The sequence below is a fragment of the Vibrio limimangrovi genome, from assembly GCF_054064025.1.
The window spans coordinates 159144-181154 of sequence record NZ_JBSUGF010000008.1 but is presented as its reverse complement, the minus strand read 5'-3'; the positions used below and the strand labels follow the sequence as shown (position 1 = coordinate 181154).

General features: G+C 45.3%; 20 protein-coding genes. 16 read left to right on the top strand and 4 right to left on the bottom strand.

From position 1 onward, the window contains the following. The first annotated feature begins 47 nt into the window (after window positions 1–47). Together ACWYU8_RS11585 and ACWYU8_RS11580 are read left to right on the top strand one after the other, a co-directional pair. Window positions 48–1040 carry a DmsE family decaheme c-type cytochrome gene (locus tag ACWYU8_RS11585; RefSeq protein ID WP_457519722.1) on the top strand — a complete coding sequence of 331 codons (993 nt, stop codon included), beginning with the start codon at window positions 48–50 and terminating at the stop codon, window positions 1038–1040. A 10-nt stretch (window positions 1041–1050) separates the two neighbouring features. Next, a complete protein-coding gene (locus tag ACWYU8_RS11580) occupies window positions 1051–3033 on the top strand; it encodes an MtrB/PioB family decaheme-associated outer membrane protein (protein WP_457519721.1) in 1983 nt (660 codons plus the stop codon). A 77-nt stretch (window positions 3034–3110) separates the two neighbouring features. On the opposite strand, the gene ACWYU8_RS11575 is transcribed toward ACWYU8_RS11580, so the two are convergent. The 3 genes from ACWYU8_RS11575 to rsuA form a co-directional block, all read right to left on the bottom strand. Continuing rightward, window positions 3111–3770: a DUF2913 family protein gene (locus ACWYU8_RS11575; protein WP_457519720.1), complete on the bottom strand. Its 660-nt coding sequence runs from the start codon at window positions 3768–3770 to the stop codon at window positions 3111–3113. Continuing rightward, entirely contained in the window at window positions 3770–4972 is a 1203-nt protein-coding gene (locus tag ACWYU8_RS11570; protein ID WP_457519719.1) for a Bcr/CflA family multidrug efflux MFS transporter, read from the bottom strand. Before ACWYU8_RS11570 ends, ACWYU8_RS11575 begins: the two co-directional genes overlap by 1 nt. A gap of 599 nt (window positions 4973–5571) precedes the next feature. Then, window positions 5572–6273 (bottom strand): 16S rRNA pseudouridine(516) synthase RsuA, encoded by a 702-nt coding sequence (gene rsuA, locus ACWYU8_RS11565; RefSeq protein WP_457519718.1) that lies wholly within the window; start codon window positions 6271–6273, stop codon window positions 5572–5574. A 121-nt stretch (window positions 6274–6394) separates the two neighbouring features. On the opposite strand from rsuA, the gene ACWYU8_RS11560 reads away from it, so the two are divergent. From ACWYU8_RS11560 to ACWYU8_RS11530, 7 genes are all read left to right on the top strand, one after another. Next, on the top strand, window positions 6395–8146 hold the full coding sequence (locus ACWYU8_RS11560) for a DEAD/DEAH box helicase (RefSeq protein ID WP_457519717.1): 1752 nt from the start codon (window positions 6395–6397) through the stop codon (window positions 8144–8146). Window positions 8147–8227: 81 nt separating this feature from the next. Continuing rightward, on the top strand, window positions 8228–8653 hold the full coding sequence (locus tag ACWYU8_RS11555) for a PepSY domain-containing protein (RefSeq protein WP_457519716.1): 426 nt from the start codon (window positions 8228–8230) through the stop codon (window positions 8651–8653). Window positions 8654–8675: 22 nt separating this feature from the next. After that, entirely contained in the window at window positions 8676–9335 is a 660-nt protein-coding gene (locus tag ACWYU8_RS11550) for a response regulator transcription factor (protein WP_457519715.1), read from the top strand. Then, window positions 9325–10674, top strand: coding sequence for an ATP-binding protein (locus tag ACWYU8_RS11545; RefSeq protein ID WP_457519714.1), 1350 nt, complete (start codon window positions 9325–9327; stop codon window positions 10672–10674). Before ACWYU8_RS11550 ends, ACWYU8_RS11545 begins: the two co-directional genes overlap by 11 nt. Window positions 10675–10956: 282 nt before the next feature. Further along, window positions 10957–11235 (top strand): 50S ribosomal protein L25, encoded by a 279-nt coding sequence (gene rplY / locus ACWYU8_RS11540; RefSeq protein WP_264901949.1) that lies wholly within the window; start codon window positions 10957–10959, stop codon window positions 11233–11235. A 505-nt stretch (window positions 11236–11740) separates the two neighbouring features. Beyond that, window positions 11741–13444, top strand: a complete 1704-nt coding sequence (gene ushA, locus ACWYU8_RS11535; RefSeq protein WP_457519713.1) for a bifunctional UDP-sugar hydrolase/5'-nucleotidase UshA — start codon at window positions 11741–11743, stop codon at window positions 13442–13444. Between the two features lie 419 nt (window positions 13445–13863). Further along, complete coding sequence (locus ACWYU8_RS11530) at window positions 13864–14085, top strand: hypothetical protein (RefSeq protein WP_457519712.1); 222 nt, start codon at window positions 13864–13866, stop codon at window positions 14083–14085. Between the two features lie 95 nt (window positions 14086–14180). Here the strand turns inward: ACWYU8_RS11530 and ACWYU8_RS11525 are convergent, their stop codons facing one another. Further along, window positions 14181–14429 carry a DUF1289 domain-containing protein gene (locus ACWYU8_RS11525; protein WP_457519711.1) on the bottom strand — a complete coding sequence of 83 codons (249 nt, stop codon included), beginning with the start codon at window positions 14427–14429 and terminating at the stop codon, window positions 14181–14183. A 182-nt stretch (window positions 14430–14611) separates the two neighbouring features. Between ACWYU8_RS11525 and ACWYU8_RS11520 the strand changes: the two genes are divergently transcribed. The 7 genes from ACWYU8_RS11520 (at window position 14612) to norR (ending at window position 21868) form a co-directional block, all read left to right on the top strand. Next, a complete protein-coding gene (locus ACWYU8_RS11520) occupies window positions 14612–15058 on the top strand; it encodes an META domain-containing protein (RefSeq protein ID WP_457519710.1) in 447 nt (148 codons plus the stop codon). 383 nt (window positions 15059–15441) lie between these two features. Then, window positions 15442–16587 (top strand): ABC transporter substrate-binding protein, encoded by a 1146-nt coding sequence (locus tag ACWYU8_RS11515; RefSeq protein ID WP_457519709.1) that lies wholly within the window; start codon window positions 15442–15444, stop codon window positions 16585–16587. A gap of 9 nt (window positions 16588–16596) precedes the next feature. Next, window positions 16597–18306 carry an ABC transporter permease gene (locus tag ACWYU8_RS11510; protein ID WP_457519708.1) on the top strand — a complete coding sequence of 570 codons (1710 nt, stop codon included), beginning with the start codon at window positions 16597–16599 and terminating at the stop codon, window positions 18304–18306. Further along, window positions 18272–18919, top strand: a complete 648-nt coding sequence (locus tag ACWYU8_RS11505; RefSeq protein WP_457519707.1) for an ATP-binding cassette domain-containing protein — start codon at window positions 18272–18274, stop codon at window positions 18917–18919. Before ACWYU8_RS11510 ends, ACWYU8_RS11505 begins: the two co-directional genes overlap by 35 nt. Next, on the top strand, window positions 18912–19523 hold the full coding sequence (locus ACWYU8_RS11500; RefSeq protein ID WP_457519706.1) for a CDP-alcohol phosphatidyltransferase family protein: 612 nt from the start codon (window positions 18912–18914) through the stop codon (window positions 19521–19523). The genes ACWYU8_RS11505 and ACWYU8_RS11500 overlap by 8 nt, the downstream gene beginning before the upstream one ends. Before the next feature lie 126 nt (window positions 19524–19649). Continuing rightward, window positions 19650–20126, top strand: coding sequence for a glycine zipper 2TM domain-containing protein (locus ACWYU8_RS11495; protein WP_457519705.1), 477 nt, complete (start codon window positions 19650–19652; stop codon window positions 20124–20126). A 212-nt stretch (window positions 20127–20338) separates the two neighbouring features. Then, window positions 20339–21868 carry a nitric oxide reductase transcriptional regulator NorR gene (gene norR, locus ACWYU8_RS11490; RefSeq protein WP_457519704.1) on the top strand — a complete coding sequence of 510 codons (1530 nt, stop codon included), beginning with the start codon at window positions 20339–20341 and terminating at the stop codon, window positions 21866–21868. The last annotated feature ends 143 nt before the right edge of the window (window positions 21869–22011 follow it).

Genomic DNA, 22011 nt, shown 5'->3' with positions numbered 1-22011 from the left:
CATTGATCATAAGTAATTGACGATTAAGGATGAAAAAAGGAATTGTTATGAAAGCAATTATTCAGCGGTGGTTAGTGGTTTTAATACTCGGGTTAGGGGTAATTTCTTCGGTATATTCCGAAGACGTTACCGAACCCGAACCCGAAGCGGAACCTGAAACAGCGACGTTATCGAGAGAAGAGATAGAAACTATTCTGGATACGAAGTTTTCTGAAGGGAAATACTCACGCCGTGGTCCAGATGGTTGTCTCCGATGCCATGATGATGCGTCAGACAAACCAGCAACGGGTATCTTCGATAATATCCATGGTAAGGCTGCCAACATACACGGACCAATGAGCGACAAACAGTGTGAAGCGTGCCACGGCCCTGCGAACAACCATGAACGCAACCCTCGCAAGGGACAAGCTCGTGAACCGATGATCACATTTGGTCCTAACTCTCCGGTCCCGGTAGAGAAGCAAAATAGTGTGTGTTTGTCTTGCCACCAAGATGCGAAGCGCTCTACCTGGCACAGCAGTGAGCATGCTTTTGAAGGTCTCACCTGCTCTAGCTGTCACCAGTTACATCAAAAAGATGACCCTATGATGGTGGCTGAGCTACAAGCGGATAAATGTACGGATTGTCACGTAAAAACTAAATCTGACATTCATAAACGCAGTAGTCATCCGGTACTTGATGGTGTGATGACCTGTTCTAATTGTCATAACCCACATCAGACATTAAATGAGTCCAGCTTAAATTGGTCGTCTATTAATGACACTTGTTTCGAGTGCCATGCTGAAAAACGCGGCCCAAATTTATGGGAACATGAACCCGTTACTGAGGATTGTACAACCTGTCACTCGCCTCATGGCTCGGTCAATAAAGCAATGCTAAATAAACGCTTGCCGATGCTTTGTCAGGAGTGTCACCGCGTTCCGCACGCTAACGTTGCGATGCCTGAAAATGATTTGAAGGTGCGTGGCGGAAGCTGTCTGAACTGTCATACTCAAGTACATGGCTCTAATCACCCACGCGGCCAGACATTAAGATACTAAGGAGGATGGCATGAAACTATCAAAAATCAGTATTGCTGTTTCCCTTGCTTTGTCGTTACAAGTTCAGGCAGATGATTACTCACTCCAACGAGCCCAGGAGGTCGATACGAGTCGTTGGAGCTGTGGCGAATGCAGCAGTGATGGCTTATGGGGTGGTGAAGTTAGTGTGGGTGTTGGGTATCTGGATAACGACGGTTCAACAAGGTTTTACAACTGGAACCCACCGATTCATGGTACCGCCTCAGACAATAAGCACCTCAATCCAAGCCTGAATGCGGATCTTGAACGGTATGAAGATGAAGGTTTCTACAATCGTCTACTGATTCAAGATCTCGGGTTACAGCGATTCTTAATGCAATGGGAAATCGGTGAGTTTGACGGTTTTCGCTTATTAACAAGTTACAGCGAAACGCCATACTACTGGAATCGTTCATCATTAACTGCCTACCAAGGCAGTGACGGTGTACTCACTAGTGGCGATTTAACGAAATATGAGCACGAAGTGAAGCGTGACACCTTCAAGTTTGAGCTTAAGTACACGCCTAAGACGCCGTGGCAACCCTACGCATCCATGAAGCATGAACGTAAAGAAGGCACAACGTCGCTTTATTCGTCAACCATTCCTGGATATGGCAACGGTCCCGGCTTTATTCCTAAGACTGTCGACCATGAAACACTGAATACCCAAGTGGGCGTTAGTTATGTTGAAGAGCTCTGGTTAGTCGACGTTGCCTATCGCGGTTCATTCTTCCGCAATGACATGTCCGCGCTCTATTACGGAGATGTCTCTGACCCTTATGCAAACCAACTTTCTTATGAGCCGGACAACGATTTTCATCAATTTGCTGTTTCGGGCAATTATCGAATGAACCAGCATACCTTTAATGGACGGATTTTGTGGTCTCAAGCAACATCTGACGGAGGTTTACTGCCATTTTCATTATCCCCTTCTAACTCGGACACATTTCACGGAGAGACAAACACCTGGCAAATCAGCGCGGATTATCACAACAAGATCTCGCGCAAAACGGCATTCAAAGTCTCCGCTGACTATTCCGATAAGGACGATAAATCCGACAGACACGATGTTGTTGGCGCCACTCGCGAGAGCTATGACCGTTCCAAAACAAAGCTGGAAGCAACGGTGACGCACAACCTCAATCGTGATGTAAAAGTGAATGCCGGTTACGACTACACTCACGACGAACGTGATTATGCTGATCGTAAGCGTACTGATGAGCAAAGTTTCTATGTAGGTGCTCGTTATCGTCCAGAGGCACTATGGCAAGTGGGAGGTAAGTTATCTTATTCCTTCCGCGATGGGTCGTCCTGGCAGTACTCGAGCAGTGACTCGCCTAACTTACGCCAATACTACTTGGCCGATAAAGATCGTATTGAGTTGAGAGGTGACGGCAGTTACGACATAACGGAAAGCGTGCAACTGATCGGAGAAATCTGGTACGGCAATGACGATTATGCAAAACCAGATATTGGTCTTAGTGAAGGTGAAGACTACGGCTATGATCTTAGCGTCAACTTTAATCTTGCCGAAGGGTTGAACGGGCATGTGTTCTACAATCAACAAATGATTCGTTCTGAGCAGCAACAAGCTAATTCTGATGTTGTTGGATGGGATCGTTACAAAACGAAACTTAAAGATGATGTCACCACCGTTGGCTTCGGGGTCAGTAAAGATGGGCTTCTGGAAGATAAATTGTCTCTTTCACTAGACTACAGCTACAGTCAGGCCGACAGTAAGACTTCATCCACATCGAGCGGCTATCAATATCCGGACAACGAATATAAGTCCTCGCGCCTGGAAGCGGTGGCAGATTATGAGATTTCAGACAATCAAAACGTTCAGCTCAATATACGTTACGAGGATTACTCTGAAGAAGATTACCTGTTCAATAATGAAGTAAGTAACATGGGTGACGTCCTGCAAGACTACAACGGGATTTACGGCGGCGTTTATTGGAAATATCGTTTCTAAGTACGCTTCGTTCAAAAATAAAAAAGCATCAGAGACACGACGAATCTGATGCTTTTTTGTTTATCAATGCTAATAAATTACGCTTGGAAACTTAACGGAATCTCGGCCAATTGATTGCCTTCGTTGGCCGGGAAGATAAGGTACTCACCGTGATATTTCACATTCGATTTGTAATCCGTGACCTTATGAACCATAAAGCCCGCTTGCGACGCTTTTTCCACGAACTCAGCGTGGTTACCGCGTACGAACCAACTCATTGGTTTAACCAGCAACTCGCCATCAAAACAGCTTTCGCATTGTTCTGCGCACAGAGCCAACGAGTTTTGACCTTCTGTAAATATTTGGACTTTGCCGCAGCCAATAATTGGTTCCGATGTCGACACTTCCCAACCCGCTTGCTCCATCACATCCAAAAATGCTTCGACGTCAGAATCTTTAATCACTTTCGCCTCTTCACCTTGTGGGAAGAACTGAGCGTAATACGCTGAAATGCGCTTAAAAATAAATAGCAGGCCAGAGTCATTACCTTTTGAACGTCCTGCTTTTTGCCAACGAGTCAGGTCATCCCCTACTACTCGATCAAATTGTTGAGATTTCAAAGCTTTCGTAACCCAGCGCACCAAGTAATGGTTATTCGCAACTGGCGCATTGGCCAACTTACCAGAACGATGCTCCTGGTCTAAATCAGCCAATGCGGAGTTAACCAGGTTTTGAATTTCTTTAGTGTAATTTGACATTACGCCTTTCTTCCTAAAGTCCAATAGAAAAGTGCTGAAAGCACCGAACAAGCAAACATAACGATGATCATTGGCCACTCGACACCACTTGGCAGTGCTGCGACGAGCACGCCAATCAATGACCCCATACCAAATCTTAGCGTACCAGCTAATGAAGAAGCAGTGCCTGCCATCGATGGATAGCCACTCAGCAGTAGTGCCATGGCATTACTACCAATCGTCGATAATGTACCAATAAAGAGTACGACAAATGGTACCGTACCCCACAGACCAAGTTCCATCAGCCAGCTGACAAATAGCCCTATCCCAGCGAATAACTGGATAGTAAGACCAAAGCGAAGCATCGCATGGGAACCCACTTTTTTTACCAAGCGACCGTTAATGCTGGTCATGATGATCATTGCGACGATATTTAGACCAAACAGGTAACCAAAGTAGTCTGGTCTTACACCATATAAATCAATATAGACAAACGAACCTGCCGTCAGAAAAGCAAACATGCCTGAAAACGAGAACGCCGCTGAGAACATAAGACCCAGAGCTTTTGAGCTAGTAAATAAACGAGTGTAGTTTTTTAATGTTGTGCGTAAGTGCAGAGGCTGACGGTTTTCAGCTTTCAACGTTTCAGGAATTTTCCAAAACACCAACATGATGACCACAGCGGCAAATATCGCTAATATCCAAAAGATAGAGCGCCAGCCAAACCAGATGGCCATATGCCCACCAATCATTGGGGCGACCAATGGTGCAATCGTTATCACCAGTGTGACAAATGACATCGCACGCGCGAAGTCTTCCCGGTCAAACATATCGCGTACAACGGCCTGAATGATGACCGCAGCAGCAGCTCCGGCAAAGCCTTGTGCTGTACGAACATATGTGAGGGCGTCGATACCATTTGTGGTTGCACTGACTACCGCCGCGAACCCAAAAAACAGTACACCTAAAATGAGTACGGGTCTGCGACCGAAACTGTCTGAAAGCGGTCCGTGTATTAATTGTCCAATAGCAAAGCCCGCTGTGTATGCCGTTAATGTAATTTGCACCGCACCAGGATCTACACCGAGATCTTTTGCAATCGCAGGCATCGCTGGTAGGTACATATCAATGGCAAGCGGAGTAAGTGCACCAATTGCCCCTAAAACAAGGAACAATAAAAAAGAGATATGGGATTGCGGCACACTTTGAACTTTTTCTGTCATTCTTTTACCTCTAGTTGTGGTCCTGCCATCGATATCCTGAATCGGAAGAAAGCGAAGATGGTTGCTTCGTTTGAGTATAGAAACAAGGCGTATTCCAAATTTATCAATTTACAAGGCTAGTAATGTTGAAGCGAAAAAATGGCGGAGCTTGCTCCACCAGATATTCACTACAATCGGATGCATTACGCAAAAATACGTATCTATACCCAAATAACCTCGAGATGCTTGGTTCAGCGAGATTGACTTGGTTTACAGATGCGGCAACGATTTGAAGATCTAGTGGTTCTAAATCAAAAATCGTTAACAAAGACTGTGAGCCAAGGCAACTCGCCCTTCGGGAGCGTGTCACTGACACAATTTCTGCGTCAAATAACTTGGAAAGAGCTTGCTATTCCGCTGCGTTATTTTCCTTGAACTTATGCCAGTGACAACGCTCTGAATCCGGCATCTTGAAGTCATTTGGGTATAAGACTGGCAAACCACAAACTACTCGCTTGAGGCTTGCACATACTGAATTTGTCCAGGTACAAAATCGATTTGGCAGGAAACACTATTTTGAGCCATTACCAAACTTACCTGTAGGAACGAAATATCGACAATTAGTTCCAAACTGAATCAATTTCTTCTTGAGTCAGATAACGGTAATCGCCAGGCTCTAATACTTCATCAAGTTCAATGGCACCAATACGCTCACGGTGTAGGTATTCTACTTTATTACCCAGAGCGGCGAACATGCGTTTTACTTGATGATATTTGCCTTCAACGATAGTCAGCAACACCTCGTTTTCGGCTTCATTAACGATTTCTAAATGTGCAGGCAACGTTGCTTCCTGCTCATTACGAAGCATGACGCCTTCGGCAAGTTTCTCCGCGTAATCAGACTGGATAGCGTCAACGAGCCAAACACGGTACGTTTTTTCGCATTTATGTTTTGGCGACGTAATACGGTGCGACCACTTACCATCATCAGTGATGAGCACCAGACCGGTAGTATCAACGTCCAGACGACCAGCAAAATGTAGATTCTCGATTTTAGGCTCATCAAGCAGTGCAAATGCAGTTTGATTGAAGCCATCTTCATGTGAACACACAAAATCCGCTGGTTTATACAACATGATGTAACGAGGACCCGGCGCACCAACGACACGGTCTTGCCACATGACTTCAGCACCTTCCGATACCTTGAATGCCCCACTTTTTTGAATATCACCATCGACGGTCACTTCGCCACTTTTGATGATTTTTGTTGCCTGCTTGCGTGTCGCACCCAGAGCATCACACAAATATTTATCTAAACGCATGAATACCTCATTGAATTATACCCAAATGCACTCCGAATCATGGTTCAAAGATCACTTGGGTATAAAAGTCGGGTATTATAACGCCCCTGATTGGAATAGTTGAGCAATTTCACATTTTTTCATGTATACACTTCGTCCCTATCAAGCTGACTCTGTAAAAGCAGTCATTCATTACTTTCGCAAACACTCTACACCAGCCGTTATTGTGCTGCCGACGGGCGCTGGTAAAAGCCTGGTGATTGCCGAACTCGCGCGTCTGGCCAAAGGACGAGTCTTAGTGTTGGCTCACGTAAAGGAACTGGTTGAGCAAAACCACGCCAAATACGAAGGTTATGATCTTAAAGGGTCAATTTTCTCTGCTGGCCTCGGGCGAAAAGAAACCGACCAGCAGGTTGTGTTCGCTTCTGTTCAGTCCGTCGTACGCAATTTAGATTCGTTCAAAAACCAGTTCTCACTGCTGGTTATCGACGAATGTCACCGAGTGCCAGACGACAAAGACAGCAGTTATCAGAAAGTGATTGCTCATTTGAGGGAGCTTAATCCCGGCATCAAAGTTCTCGGTCTGACAGCGACCCCGTACCGATTAGGTATTGGATGGATTTATCAGTACCACACTCGCGGACAGGTGCGTACAGAAGAAGCTCGTTTTTTCCGTGATTGTATTTTTGAATTGCCTATCCGCTATTTGCTCGATGAAAACTTTCTGACTCCGGCACGCATGATGGACGCACCTGTTTTGTCTTACGACTTTTCACAGCTTAAACCAGCGAACACTGGCCGGTATAAAGAAGCCGAAATGGACATGGTGATCGACAAAGCCAAGCGCGCCACACCGCAAATCGTTGAACAGATCATTCAATACGCTAAAGAACGGCACGGTGTGATGATTTTTGCCGCTACCGTGCGCCATGCGCAGGAAATTCACGGATTATTGCCACAAGGCGAAACCGCAATTGTGATTGGCGATACTCCAACACCAGAACGTGATGCAATCATCCAAGCGTTTAAAAATCGTCAGATCAAATATCTGGTCAACGTCTCGGTTTTAACCACAGGCTTTGATGCGCCGCACGTTGATTTGATTGCCATTTTACGCCCAACAGAATCAGTCAGCCTGTATCAACAGATCGTAGGGCGTGGACTACGCCTGTCTGACGGTAAATCTGAATGTTTGGTGCTCGATTACGCGGGTAACAGTTACGACTTGTATCAACCAGAAGTTGGAGATCCTAAACCCGACTCCAGCAGTGAAATCATCACCATTCCCTGCCCTGCTTGCGGTTTTAATAATAACTTCTGGGGTAAATTAGACAGTAACGGCTTTTTGTTAGAACATTTTGGTCGTCGTTGCCAAGGTTACTTTGAAGATCAGGAGACGGGTGAGCGCGAGCATTGCGGGTATCGATTCAGGGCAAAATATTGTGGTGAATGCGGAGCAGATAACGACATCGCTGCTCGCATCTGCCACGAATGTGACGCCACTTTAGTTGATCCAGATAAGAAATTAAAAGAAGCGCTGAATCTGAAAGATGCATTGATCTTCGAGTGTACAGAAATGGATCTCTCAGTCTTCAAATCCAACGATGGAAAATCACAACTAAAAGTCACCTACTCAGGTGAGCCGTACCAAGGAGAAGGTCATGCTTTGGTGCATGAGTTTTGGTCACTCAACACCAAAAAGCAAAAGCAGAACTTCAAAGATCAATTTGTTCGTCCTCACCTTGCAGATAAACATCGCCCGTTTGAAGAGGTCTCACCCACACGAGTTGTCGCCAATCAGCACCGCTTTCGTTTGCCACAATTTGTCATTGCCCGAAAGTCTGGGCGATTCTGGAAACTGCGAGACAAAATATTCGATGATGAACTTCAGTGATATGCACACAATTCAACGATTCACTTTCTGTTCATATACCGCTGACTATAATTCTGCCAATTCTTGAGAAAAGGTCCTACTATGAACAAACCAACGTGTTCTCAACATCTTGCGTTGCTATTCGGTTTTATTCCAATGCTGCTTTCATCACCGACATTCGCACAGCAAAATGTTATGGTTGCAGCACAAGACGGTCATGCCATTGTACAAGATGTCGTAAAACCGGGTACCCAAATCGAGTTCGATGAAGACCAGGACGAGGTCTATCGTGCAGTACAGAATGGTTATATCCGACCATTTTCAGAACTCTACGCTACGGTAGAAAAAGATCTCTATGGCCGTATTATTAAAGTAGAACTCGAAGAGGACGATAACGAATGGGTTTATGAACTGAAAATCCTCTTTGACAATATCGTACTTAAAGTCGAATACGATGCGGCAACATTAGAAATGCTTGAAGTGAAAGGGCGCAACTTCAATAGAGCGTTAAAACCACAGCAACACTAACCACATAATAAGAAACACTGCTATGAAAATACTTGTCGTCGAAGATGACCCACGTATCGGTGAGCAAATCATTGAAACGTTGGAAAGCACCGGCTGGGTACCTGAACTCTCTCAAGATGGAATAGATGCGTTGTATCGCGCAAAAACAGAAGAGTGGGATGCCATCGTACTGGATCTGGGCCTGCCTAAACTGGATGGCTTGTCCGTACTGCAAGGCATTCGAGACGAGAATATTAATACGCCAGTCGTCATTCTCAGTGCTCGAGACGCATTAACTGAGCGTGTCGAAGGCCTGAATGCGGGTGCGGATGACTACCTGACCAAACCATTCGAAATGGTTGAGCTAATTGCTCGTATTCGTGCCCAACTAAGAAGAGCATCTGGCAACGCTTCTCCAGTCATGCAAATCGGTGAATTAAGTCTGGATACGCGCACTTCTCAGGTTCTCTGGAAAGGTGATGTGGTAAGTTTGACTGCACTGGAATATAAAGTGGTGGCCTACTTTATGCACAATCCGGAAAAGGTGATCTCCCGAACAGAACTCGTCGAGCACATTTACAAACAAGACTTTGACCGCGACTCAAACACCATTGAAGTGTTTATTGGTCGTATCCGCAAAAAAATCGCGCCGAAAATCATCAAAACCGTCCGTGGCCTAGGGTACCGATTAAATGCCGAATAGACACCAACTGCCGCTGTATACCCTGAAACGGCTAAGTATCAAAAGCCGCCTGGTATTGGCGGCCGTTGTTTGGTTGACGGCGATGATTCTTGCTGCTGGCGTCACCATCCCGACTCAGGTTTACAACTACATGGTGGACGATACTCGCTCACAATTGAGTGTCTTCATGGACGAAATTGCCGCGCAGTTAGAAGTAGACCAAACGGGGCGCTTGTCTCTTGCGGCGCAACTTTCCGACCCCCGCTTTAGTCGCCCATACAGTGGCCTGTATTGGAGTGCATCGACAAAGACCAACCTCGAGCGATCACGTTCTTTGTGGGATAAAAGAATCGAATATAAAGAGCTCACTAATGATGCTTATGGGGCGAGAGATGAAAAACTGATTACCATAGATAAGGTATTGTACCTGCCAGATTTTAACGGTCCGATTCACATCGTAGTCGGCATTGATGAAGCTCCAATCAAGAACACGCTTCAGACCTTAATCGGACAATTATGGTTAATCTTAGGGTTACTGTTTGCTGGTGTACTTACGGTGATTTTGGTGCAAATTTCCTGGTCTCTAAGTCCTCTGACCAAATTGCAAAAAGAGCTCGCGGAGCTGAAATCGGGGAAAAAAAAACGCTTAGAAGAGACCTATCCTAAAGAGATTTCGCCCTTAATTTCGGACTTGAATGCCCTGCTCTTTCATTACCAGGAACTTTTAGAACGGGCTCGTAATCATGCTGGAAATCTATCACATGCGTTAAAGACTCCATTGTCGGTACTCAAAAACGAAGTACGGACATTAGAACCAATAGTTCAAACGCGGTTAGAGGAGCCTCTCGTTCAAATTCAAGATCATATTGATTACCATCTGGGCCGAGCTCGAATGGCCGGCTCGATGAACATCCTGTCGGTAAAAGCGAATCCAGCCGAGCGCGTCGATGCCATCGCCATGGCGTTTGACAAGGTGTACGCGCAACGAGATATCACGCTGGTTAATGAGCTCGATTCAGAGTTAAACGTAGCCGTGGAGAAAACCGATCTCGACGAAATGATAGGTAACTTGCTTGAGAATGGATATAAGTGGGCCAAGCACATGATTCGCGTCCACTCCACTCAGGATAAAGACAACATCCGCATTATGATTGAAGACGATGGGCCCGGCATTCCTGAGGAGCAATTAGCCAAAGTAATTCAACGCGGATTCAGGCTGGATGAGGCGACACCCGGTTCTGGACTAGGGTTAAACATTGTCAGTGAAATGGCGCATAGTTACCGTGGGCAGTTGGCGCTCGAAGCGAGTAATATGGGCGGATTGAAAGCGACATTGGTCTTACAGAGAAGCCGTACATAATGGCCTCAGTCAGTGGCTATTTTCGATTGGAGCAAGCCTTGTAAAACGGTGAAAATAAACGCAAGCGGCGCATGTTTTGTCCTATCGATTAGAAATGCCTCTCTTCAAAACACGTTATTAGGTTGTTTTTGTTGATTTAGATGCAAATTGGGTTGCTGAACTCCAAGCGGAATGATAGTATCCGCGCTCGCTTGAACAGTTCCTGTTTCAAGCCTTACCACAAACAACAAGGTCGCATTGTTGTAGTGAAAATTTTATTTTACTAATTTGAGAGTAAAAAGTATGAAATTCGAAGCAGTAGTACGTACTGAACTAGGTAAAGGTGCGAGCCGCCGCCTACGTCACGCTGGCAAATTCCCTGCAGTTGTATACGGCGGTGAAGAAGCAGCAGTAGCTATCGTTCTTAACCACGACGAAATCGTTAACCAAATGGACAAGCCTGAGTTCTACGAAGCGCTAGTTCTAGTTATCGATGGCAAAGAAGTTAACGTTAAGCCACAAGACGTTCAACGTCACGCGTTCAAGCCAAAAGTTGAGCACATGGACTTCATCCGTATCTAATTCCCTACCAAGGAATTACTCGGATTAAATCCAAACCTTTTGCATAAAGATAATCGGACTTACCAACCGAAATATCTAAAAAATTTCAAAGCCCCGGAGACTTACCACCTCCGGGGTTTTACTATTTTAGCCCTTTGAACCCGCCTCATAATAATCTTATCCACTGCCCTTCTACGCATAAATTTCACTGACTGTCTATTTCTTGATTGAGAACATGATAGTGAAAAGTAAAATATCACTCTTTACCTGCTCAATATCGCAGAATATGCATCCCATCCCACTCAAATAGAGCGCACTTCTATTAACTGCATCACAAAAATGGCCTAAAGCAAACACCGATTGATCGCTAAAAACCGTTTCTGTTTATTTGTAGACGACGCTTGCAGGCTGACTAACTTATTGATTTGACACAGGTATAAATAAGAGCTTGATCACTAAACTTTCACATTTATTCCGTATATTGCACGCAGTAACAATATCAAAATCACAAACAAAGGTTCTACTTATGCAATTCTCCAAATCTCTATTGGTACTTTCAGTAGGCGCGGTGTTAGCAGGATGTGGTTCAGACAGTGACAGCGTCTCAATTACTTGTGAAACGGCGGATTCATGTACTAAATTCACCGTTCTCCATACTAACGATAACCATGGTCGTTTCTGGCACAACGATGCTGGCGAATACGGCATGGCTGCACGTCACACTTTAATCCAATCTATTCGTGCAGAAGTTGAAGCAGACGGTGGTGAATCGATTCTCCTTTCTGGCGGTGACATCAACACCGGCGTTCCAGAATCAGACATGCAAAACGCGGTACCAGACTTCGTAGGGATGAACATGCTGGGCTACGACGCGATGGCTGTTGGAAACCACGAATTTGACAACGAGTTAGATATCTTGGACATGCAAGCTGAGCTGGCCAATTTCCCGATGCTGGCGGCAAACATCTATAAGAAAGATTCTGACGGCAACGTCACCGATGAGCGTTACTTTGCTCCGTACAAAGTTTTCACTATTAACGGTCTAAATGTAGCTGTTGTTGGTCTTACCACAAAAGATACCGCTAAGCTGGTAAACCCAGACAATGTAGCCGATATCTACTTCGAAGATCCTCAGGTTGAGATTCAGAAAGTCTTAAAAGAGATTGAAGAGAACGAAAACGTTGATCTTGTCTTCGCGACGACTCATATGGGGCATTATCAAGACGGAAATCACGGCAGCGAAGCACCTGGGGATGTTCTGCTAGCACGCTCACTTGAGGAAGGTCAGTTAGATGCCATCATCGGTGGTCACTCGCAAAACCCTGTCTGTATGGAGCCAGGCACTAACGAGTACGCTGATTTCAATCCAGGTGATGACTGTACACCGGATCAACAGAACGGCACTTACATCATGCAAGCACATGAATGGGGCAAATATGTTGGCCGAGCAGACTTCGAATATTATGACGGCAAACTGCACCTGGCCAACTACGCACTAATTCCAGTGAACTTGCTGGATGAAAATGACCAATTGATTGGTGAATACATTGAGCAAGATGCAACGGTAAGAGACACGCTTCTACCTTACCAGGAACAGGGACAAGAACTGCTCGATGTTGTTGTCTCTAACACCGACGGCAAGCTGGAAGGCGATCGCAGTATTGTTCGTTCACAGCAAACAAACCTGGGTCACCTTCTGGGTGAGGCGTACCGTACTTACGATCTGGTCAATGCTGACTTTGGTGTAATGAACTCGGGTGGCGTACGTGACTCGATTCAGGCGGGAGACATTACTTACCGTGACGTACTGACAGTGCAACCATTTGGTAACTTCGTTACTAAAGCGACCATGACAGGTCAGGAAGTGCAAGATTACCTGGATGTTGTTGCGACAATGTCTGCGGGTTCTGGCGCTTATGCACAACTGGATAACATTACTCTGGATGTCGATTGTGATGCTGGCTCGGTATCGATCACTGACATCAATGGCAAAGGCTTCGAGTTAGATGCAACTTACACCTTCTCGGTGATCAGCTTCAGTGCCGCTGGTGGTGATAACTATCCTGTCATTAACGTTGAGTCGACTCAAATGACAGATGCATCTGTGTTACGCGAATTCTTCGTTAATCACCCTCAAATCTCTGCGGCTGATTACGAAAAGAACCTGGGGAACATCCAGTACTTTAGTGGCGGTCAATCAGTAACAGGTTGTCCAGCAACAAGTGGCTAATTACCTAATTTCATAAGAATTAGTAAGAAACTCGCCGTAATTGAAGGTCATTGTTTCTTGTCAAAAGACCGGAGCGACATTCGCTTCGGTTTTTTTATTTTCTATAAATTACTGAAAATTATCCACCTTCACAATCTGTTCAAAAATTGTTCATTTGTATTGTTGACGCCTCTGTGCTGGGCTTCTATGTTTGATAAGGTCTTTCGAATATACAGACTCGTTAATTAACTTTTCCGGACATATTGAACGGTGTTGAGAGCGGCTGTGTGAAAGATGCGAATGGCGTCGCAAACACTGCTCTCACACAATTTGTCTCCGGACTCCAAACTAAGGTGACTCGCTTCAACGCGTGCACTAATGAGCAGCGCTATCTACGCCAACATTTGTCAAATGCTGCCATCAAGTTCTGGAGGTCAAAAATGAAACGAGCAAGCAGTAGCTACAGACTCCAAATGATAAAAGACGTGGTTACACGTAGAGAGCGAGAAGCATGTACTGATCCAATGGCGAACTACATCCATCAGCTCATGGATGAGCGCCCGACAAGAAAATTAGATGTTGAACTCAACCATCGATTTTCAGGGAACCACTTCGACGAACAAGCGGGAGGCTGGATTAGCGATACTTGGTCAATGAAATGACGCTAAGCACCTATTTTACAGGATATGAAATGGATAGGAGATTCCCGGTTCACAAGCAGTAACATACTGAGCCGGGAAAAATAAAATCACTCAATTTAAAACAAGTCCTGTTGTGGTGAAATATCCTCTGCAGGCTGCTCCTTTTCCCCCTTCCCCGCTAAGATTTTTCTTCTATACCGCTGACGGCAAAGCTTAATCACATAAAGCTGCTGCGCGGGCGTATATTTTTGCCAGTTAAACCGCTCTTCTCTGTTACGCATACATCCTTTGCAATACCCTTTTTCATCGGCACTACATATTCCAACGCAAGGACTGGGGACAGTAAAAAACTCCAATTGCTCCATGCTAAAACCGTTCTTTAATTAGAAATTAGATTCAACCGAGACAAAACATCGTCATGACGCAACAGCAAAATTTGCGATAGACTGTGTTATGTCAAAACCATACGAAACCATGACCGTATACTGACAAAAACAGTGTTTTATTACTTATATTTATTCGCGTTTTTTATAACGGAGTCTATTCAATGAAGCTTAGTCTAAAAACCTTACTTGCTGCAATTTCCCTACCTGTCCTTATGACTGCATGTGCAAGCAACGGTGATAATATGAAAGAAGTTACGGCTCAAGACTTACAGCACCACAACTGGGAGCTGGTTCAAATCGATGGCAAAAACATCGAGCTTACCGAACATCAACAGGCGCCTCGCCTAGAAATTGGTGAGAACCTCACCGCAAACGGCAACGCTGGCTGTAACAGTTTTTTTGGTCAAGCTGAACTAAAAGATAACCAGTTACGCATTGATAAAATGGGCATGACCATGAGAATGTGTATCGGTGATCTAATGAACATCGAAAAAGCGATGTCAGCGACACTGACGGAGTGGAGTGACATCACGCTAACTAAAGATGGTTTAGTTCTTAAAAACTCAGAGCATGAGTTAACATTCGTTTTGCGTGATTGGGTAAACTAATTCAGTAAAACAAGTAAAGTTCAGAAAGCAGCCGACTATGGCTGCTTTCTTGCTTTCAGCCATTCTAAACAGCCTTTCCTCTCACAGGATGTTCCAGACGTTTCTCCTTATTCTAAAAGTATTTATTGCTCTGTACGGTCACTCTTATCTTGAACTAACACTTATGCAGAAAGAGTAAGCAAGTGTTCAACTTATATTTTCTCTATGTGACTTCACATTGATGATAATTCTATGTGTCAATGCATCCACCCCATGGGTATTCACGTTGATAATAATGCCAGATAGCTTACTATCCATGTAAGAGATTGAATTTTATGAGTCTTATTGACCTCTTAGTCGTAAGAATTAGTAGTAAGAATAAATTAACGTAAAGCGGATAATGTATGAACAAGCTACTTAGCACCATCGGCATTTTAGCCACGACCTTCGCTGCCAATACGTTTGCCGAAGATTGGCAAACCATCGAGAAACAGGCGGACGGTCAATCCGTCTACTTTCATGCCTGGGGTGGTAGTCAGGAAATCAACCGCTACATTCAGTGGGCCGGTCAAGAGCTTAAAGCGCGCTATAACGTGACGCTCAACCACGTCAAAGTCACCGATATTTCTGAAACGACTACTCGCCTCATTGCCGAAAAAGCAGCAGGAAAAAACACCGGAGGTAGTGTCGATATGGTTTGGATTAACGGTGAAAACTTCAAATCGATGAAAGATCACCAGCTTCTGTTTGGTCCATTTGTTGAAGGTTTACCAAATTGGCAATACGTAGATAAAACGTTACCTGTTGATGCGGATTTCTCTGAACCAACTGACGGGCTCGAAGCACCATGGGGAGTGGGTCAGTTAGTCTTCATTCATGATACGGAAAACCTCAACAACCCACCTCACTCGTTTGCAGAAATGCTGAGTTACGCTAAAGCGTTTCCAAATCGCCTGACTTACCCTCGCCCACCGGAATTTCACGGTACAAGTTTTCTCAAAGCTTTACTCATTGAACTGACCAATAATGACCCTGCCTTAAAGCAAGCGGTGACACCAGAGTCGTTTGAACGAGTGACACAACCTCTTTGGAATTACTTAGATGAGTTCCATAAAGTCGCATGGCGCGGTGGCAAACAATTCCCGGCAGGCACCGCAGAAACGCTGCAATTGCTTGATGACGGACAAATTGATTTAGCCATAACATTTAACCCCAACGCAGTGTTCTCTGCGCAGTCGAGCGGAACTCTTGCTGAGACCACCAAAGCATATGCTATGGACGCAGGCGCGCTTTCTAATATCCACTTCCTGGCGATTCCCTGGAACGCAAATGCCAGTGCAGGTGCACAAGTTGCTATAAACTTCTTACTAAGCACAGAAGCACAATCTCGAAAAGGTGATATCAATATCTGGGGGGACCCGTCTGTGTTAAGTCGTCAACATCTGACGGGGACAGCAAAGAATACTCAACAGTTTAAGTCTATCGACGAACCACATCCAAGCTGGCAAAACGCGCTGGAGAAAGAGTGGTTAAAACATTACGGGAATTAGTACAAGCAAATGTTAAGAGCGCTGTATTTAGTGACTACCGCAGTGTGTGTACTGCCAACCATCCCAGGGTTACTTGGGGTGGTACTCTCTGCGCTCGGTTATGTTCCCCCTGTCGGTCTCAACCAGTTTTCGTTAAGCGGCTTTTATGCTGTATTGGGCTGGCAAGGCGTTTGGACCTCAATCGGATTAACTGTTTATTCTGCGATTGTTAGTAGTTACCTGGCTTGCCTGTTGGCCTTCGCAATCGTGCAAACTACTTGGCATACTCAGTTCTGGCGTAAAGTTGAAGCATGCCTTTCTCCTCTACTTGCTATGCCGCATGTCGCCTTCGCCATCGGATTTGCTTTTTTATTTGCTCCTACTGGCATGGGCGTTCGCCTTACCAGCCAACTTTTTGGTTATGACCCAAACACACAAACAGTAGATGATATGGCGCTGCTGATTAAAGACTCAAGTGCACTTGGACTAACCATCTTATTGGCAATAAAGGAAACGCCTTTCCTGCTGCTGATGAGCATTCCGATTTTACAACAGCTCAATGTAGAGAAAATTGAAAAGATCAGCCATTCAATGGGATACAATTCGGCTCAAACCTGGTGGAAAGTGATATTCCCACAATGGCTGGCGAAAATGCGTTTTCCTATGTTAGCCGTGATGGCCTATAGCTTATCGGTCGTGGATGTCGCACTTATCTTAGGGCCGACTAACCCTCCAACTTTTGCTGTATTGGTATGGCAATGGTTTAACGATCCAGATCTCTCGCTATTACCCAGAGCCGCAGCGGGCGCATTGATGCTATTTTTCATTGCTTCGCTATTAATTGGCTTTGCACGTCTTGTAGAATGGACGGTGACTAAAGGCTTTAAACGTTGGCAATACTCAGGCCGAAGTGGACTTCCTCTACCAGGAAAAACCCTCTTTTCCATCATTACATTGCTTACTCTTTTAATGGTGCCGTTATTGGTACTGTGGAGTTTCGCGCAACGATGGCGTTTCCCGGATCTCCTGCCCAGCCGTTATAGTCTGCGCTTTTGGGAATACGAATGGCTGAGCATACTAAGCACTATCGATCAAAGTTTGATTATCGCGCTAGTTAGTGCCTCCATTGCTTTAATTTTGGCTTTGGTTGCTCACGAATATCGTCTGCGGTATCGCTGGCAAGTTCCGGGCTACATCATCGCTGTCCCTATGCTAATCCCTCAGTTGTCGGTATTATTCGGAATGCAGGTTGTGACCCTGTACCTCAATAGCGATGCCTACTTTTTTTGGGTCTGCTGGGCGCATGTATTCTTTGCATTCCCGTTTGTTTATTTATCGCTGGACGGTCCTTGGCGCAGCTACGATAACGGTTTCACACGTGTTGCACTGAGTTTAGGAAAATCGCCACTGCAAGCTTGGCTAAAAGTAAAACTGCCGATTGTGTTACCTGCGATCGCCTTTGCCTGGGCAGTCGGCATTAGTGTGAGCTTAGCGCAATACCTCCCAACGCTTGTCCTCGGGGCTGGCCGTATCAGTACGATAACCACAGAAGCAGTTGCGCTCTCAAGCGGCTTTGATCGACGTGTTACCGCTATTTACGCTATTAGCCAGGTGCTGTTACCGCTCTTATTTTTCTCTTTTGCGATCTTACTTAGCCGTATAAACAGTAAGTATCGCAGGCTGTCTATTAAAGGTTTACTAACCAATGAGTCTTTGTCTCAAAAACCTCGCCATCCGTAAGACAAATGGCGACACCCTTTTCTCTGCGTTTGATATCAACATAGAGAATGGCGAAATTGTTACTCTCATGGGACCTAGCGGGTGCGGCAAATCGACCTTGTTAGATACGATTGCCGGACATCTGAACGGTGAATTCAATTATTCTGGTTCCATAACACTCGATGATATCGCTCTGGATAACTTACCTGCACATAAGCGTGAGGTCGGGATTCTGTTTCAGGATGACTTGCTCTTCCCTCACCTTACAGTTTGGGAAAATCTAGCTTTTGCGTTACCAGATTCTGTTAAAGGTGCCGAGAGGAAAGCTCGTGCAATGCTGGCATTGAAAAATATTTCGTTAACCAATGTGGCGAATTCGTTTCCTGACCAGATTTCGGGAGGTCAGCGCGCCCGTATTGCACTTACACGAATGTTGCTCGCCGAGCCCAAAGCCGCACTGTTAGACGAGCCCTACAGCAAATTAGATAAAGATCTGCGTGTCCAATTTCGAAACTGGGTAGTAGAGCAACTTCAACAGGCCAATATCCCGACTCTAATGGTCACTCATGATAAAGATGACATTCCACAAGGCAGTCGCTGCATAAACTGGCCATGGGAGACGGAGCATGCTTGATCGCTTTAGTATCAAAGCCATCCAATGGCCACTAGCTCAAAGTGCAAAATTCGCCGATAAACTCGGAATCACAGCAAACCAAACGACATTATTTGGTTTTGTTCTCGGTTGTTGTGCTCTGCCGGCCTTAATCACCGAGCACTATTTGATTGCCCTGATACTTATCCTGTTGAATAGATTCTGTGACGGTTTAGATGGTGCATTAGCCAGGATTCAGGGCATTACTGACGCGGGTGGCTTCCTCGATATCAGCTTAGACTTCCTGTTTTATTCATTGATTCCGTTTGGTTTTGTTCTAGCCAATCCGGAACAAAACGCCGTTGCTGGGGCTTTTTTGATTTTTTCTTTTGTTGGAACAGGAAGTAGCTTTTTAGCCTTCGCCATTATGGCCAGCAAACAAGGCATTGAGAATCCAGTGTATCAACACAAATCGCTTTACTATATGAGTGGCTTAACTGAGGGTACCGAAACCATTGGGGCTTTTGTTGCATTTTGTATTTTTCCCCAACATTTCTCCACTATTGCTTATCTGTTTGGTGCCGCCTGCTGGTTTACCACCTTCACGCGTATCTATTCTGGTTTTCATACTCTTAATACCAAATAGATTAGCCTTGCAAAATCAAAACACTTGATAGGAAAATTTCGTTAAGTCTCTGTTTTGTAGAATATCTCTGCAAAGGCTAAAACGTAGTTCTATACTGTTTGGGTATCGAAACCATTTGGAGGTTCTATGAAAAATTACGTCAAGCTAGGCATGTTGCTCGCATTTTCTGTCATCACCTTAGGAGGGTGTACATCTCCTAATCCATACGGCGACGCATATGGCTCCGCAGACACTCGTAAAGTTCAACAGGTTTACTACGGAACTGTGGAAAAAGTTGAGCCAGTCACGATCGATGCCTCCACTCAATCCAACGCTATCGGGACCATTGCCGGTGCGGCCATTGGTGGCATATTGGGTTCGAAAGTCGGTGGCGGTTCTGGCTCTGATATTGCTGCCATAGGTGGTGGCCTGTTGGGTGGTTACGCAGGTAGTAAAACCGCAGAGGCAACCGCGAAGCGCAACGGTGTTAACCTGACGATTCGTATGGAAGACGGCAAAGTCGTTTCTATCGTTCAAGAAGCGAACCCAGAGATGATCTTCCAACCTGGCCAACAAGTTCAAATCAACATGTATGGCAGCGACGCAAGGGTTGTACCTCGATAATCTGAGCAAACTTTGCCTCGTTATTTCTTAAGCTCAAACCGCTAGAGTGCTGAGTCAGCGCAAGCAAAGACATAATATTGTTTTTGCTTGTGCGTCTCTTTTGTAATCAAGATTGATCGTGGTCAATAGAACATCAATCTCTTGCCATTTCCGATGTATAAATGACATCAGATTGCTAACATCTCCTCATTCATCATGTTTCTGGGCTTGTTATGTCGCTGACTGTCGATCACGTTTTACTTAATATTGCATTAAACCTCAGTTCTAATCGTTCCCACGAGCAGCAGTACCAAAGTCTTATCGAGGGCGTTGCACAGGTGTTTCCCTGTGACGCAACCTGCTTGTTTATCTTTGACGAAGATGGTTTTCTCACACCTGTAGCAGTAAGAGGGCTATCTAGCTCGGTGCTGGGACGTCGCTACTTTCCCAAAGCACATCCACGACTGGACGCCATAATTCAAAGCCGTGAGCCCGTTCGATTCGATGCACACTGCCCATTACCCGACCCTTTTGACGGCACTCTACTGACTGAAAATCAGTGCATTGATGTCCATGACTGTATGGGCTTTAGCTTATATGTCGAAGGTCAGCTTGTTGGTGCGCTAACGATGGACGCACTCACAGTGGGCGCGTTTGATCATATAGATCCAGTGGCTATCGAAACCTTTGCTGCACTGACGGCCGCAACGCTGCGTAATATTGCTCAGCTCAAAGCACTAAAAGCGCAAAACCAAAAGCAGAAAAATGTGACTCAAACCCTTATCCAGCAAGCTCGTTCACAACATGGCGAGATGGTCGGATTAAGCCCGCAAATCAATCAGCTACGAAACAACATCGCGACCGTTGCACAATCGGATTATGCCGTGTTGATTACGGGTGAAACAGGTACAGGTAAAGAGTTAGTGGCACACGCTGTCCACGCCCAATCGCATCGCAGTGACAAACCGATGATTTACGTGAACTGTGCAGCGCTGCCAGAAGGTCTCGCAGAGAGCGAGCTATTCGGTCACGTAAAAGGCGCCTTTACTGGTGCAAACAGCCACCGTGCTGGTAAGTTTGAACTCGCAGACGGCGGCACAATCTTCCTTGATGAAGTCGGCGAACTGCCATTGATTTTGCAGGCAAAACTGCTTCGTGTTATCCAACAAGGCGAGCTACAACGCGTCGGTAACGACCAGCATTTAATGGTTAACGTACGCATAATTGCGGCGACGAATCGACAGCTAGAAAAAGAGGTGGAGGCGGGAACATTCCGCGCCGATCTCTTCCACCGTTTAAATGTATTCCCAATTCAAGTGCCACCACTGCGAGCCCGTGAGGGTGATATCCCGGTACTCGCTGGTTATTTACTGGAAAAAGTACGTCAGCAGTTCAACGCGCCCAATCTGCACGTTCACCCTAAGGTGTTGGTACAACTTGAATCTTCGCCTTGGTACGGAAACGTTCGCGAACTTGAGCACACACTGACCCGCGCCGCTCTGCACGCCATCCAGCAGAGTGCAAGCACCATTATGCTGAGTCACTTTGACACTTCCCTTTCTTTGGGGGATGTAAAAAACACATCAAACTATCTACCAAAACAGAGTCAGCCAATGCGCGAACTGGTTGAAAGCTATCAATGTGATTTAATTGAACATGCACTAAGCCAAACAGGTGGTGTTTGGGCAAAAGCAGCGGAGTTTTTGCAAATGGATCGCGGAAATTTATATCGAATGGGGAAAAAGTTCGGGATCACTAATTAATCAGTATGAAAAACACGATGTAATTAAGACATCACATTCGTTGTCTTAATTACATCAATGACATTCGGAGATATCAATAAATTCTATAAAATTCAACAAGATAAAACTTGGCACGCATTCTGCTCTCCAGATATCAACATCAC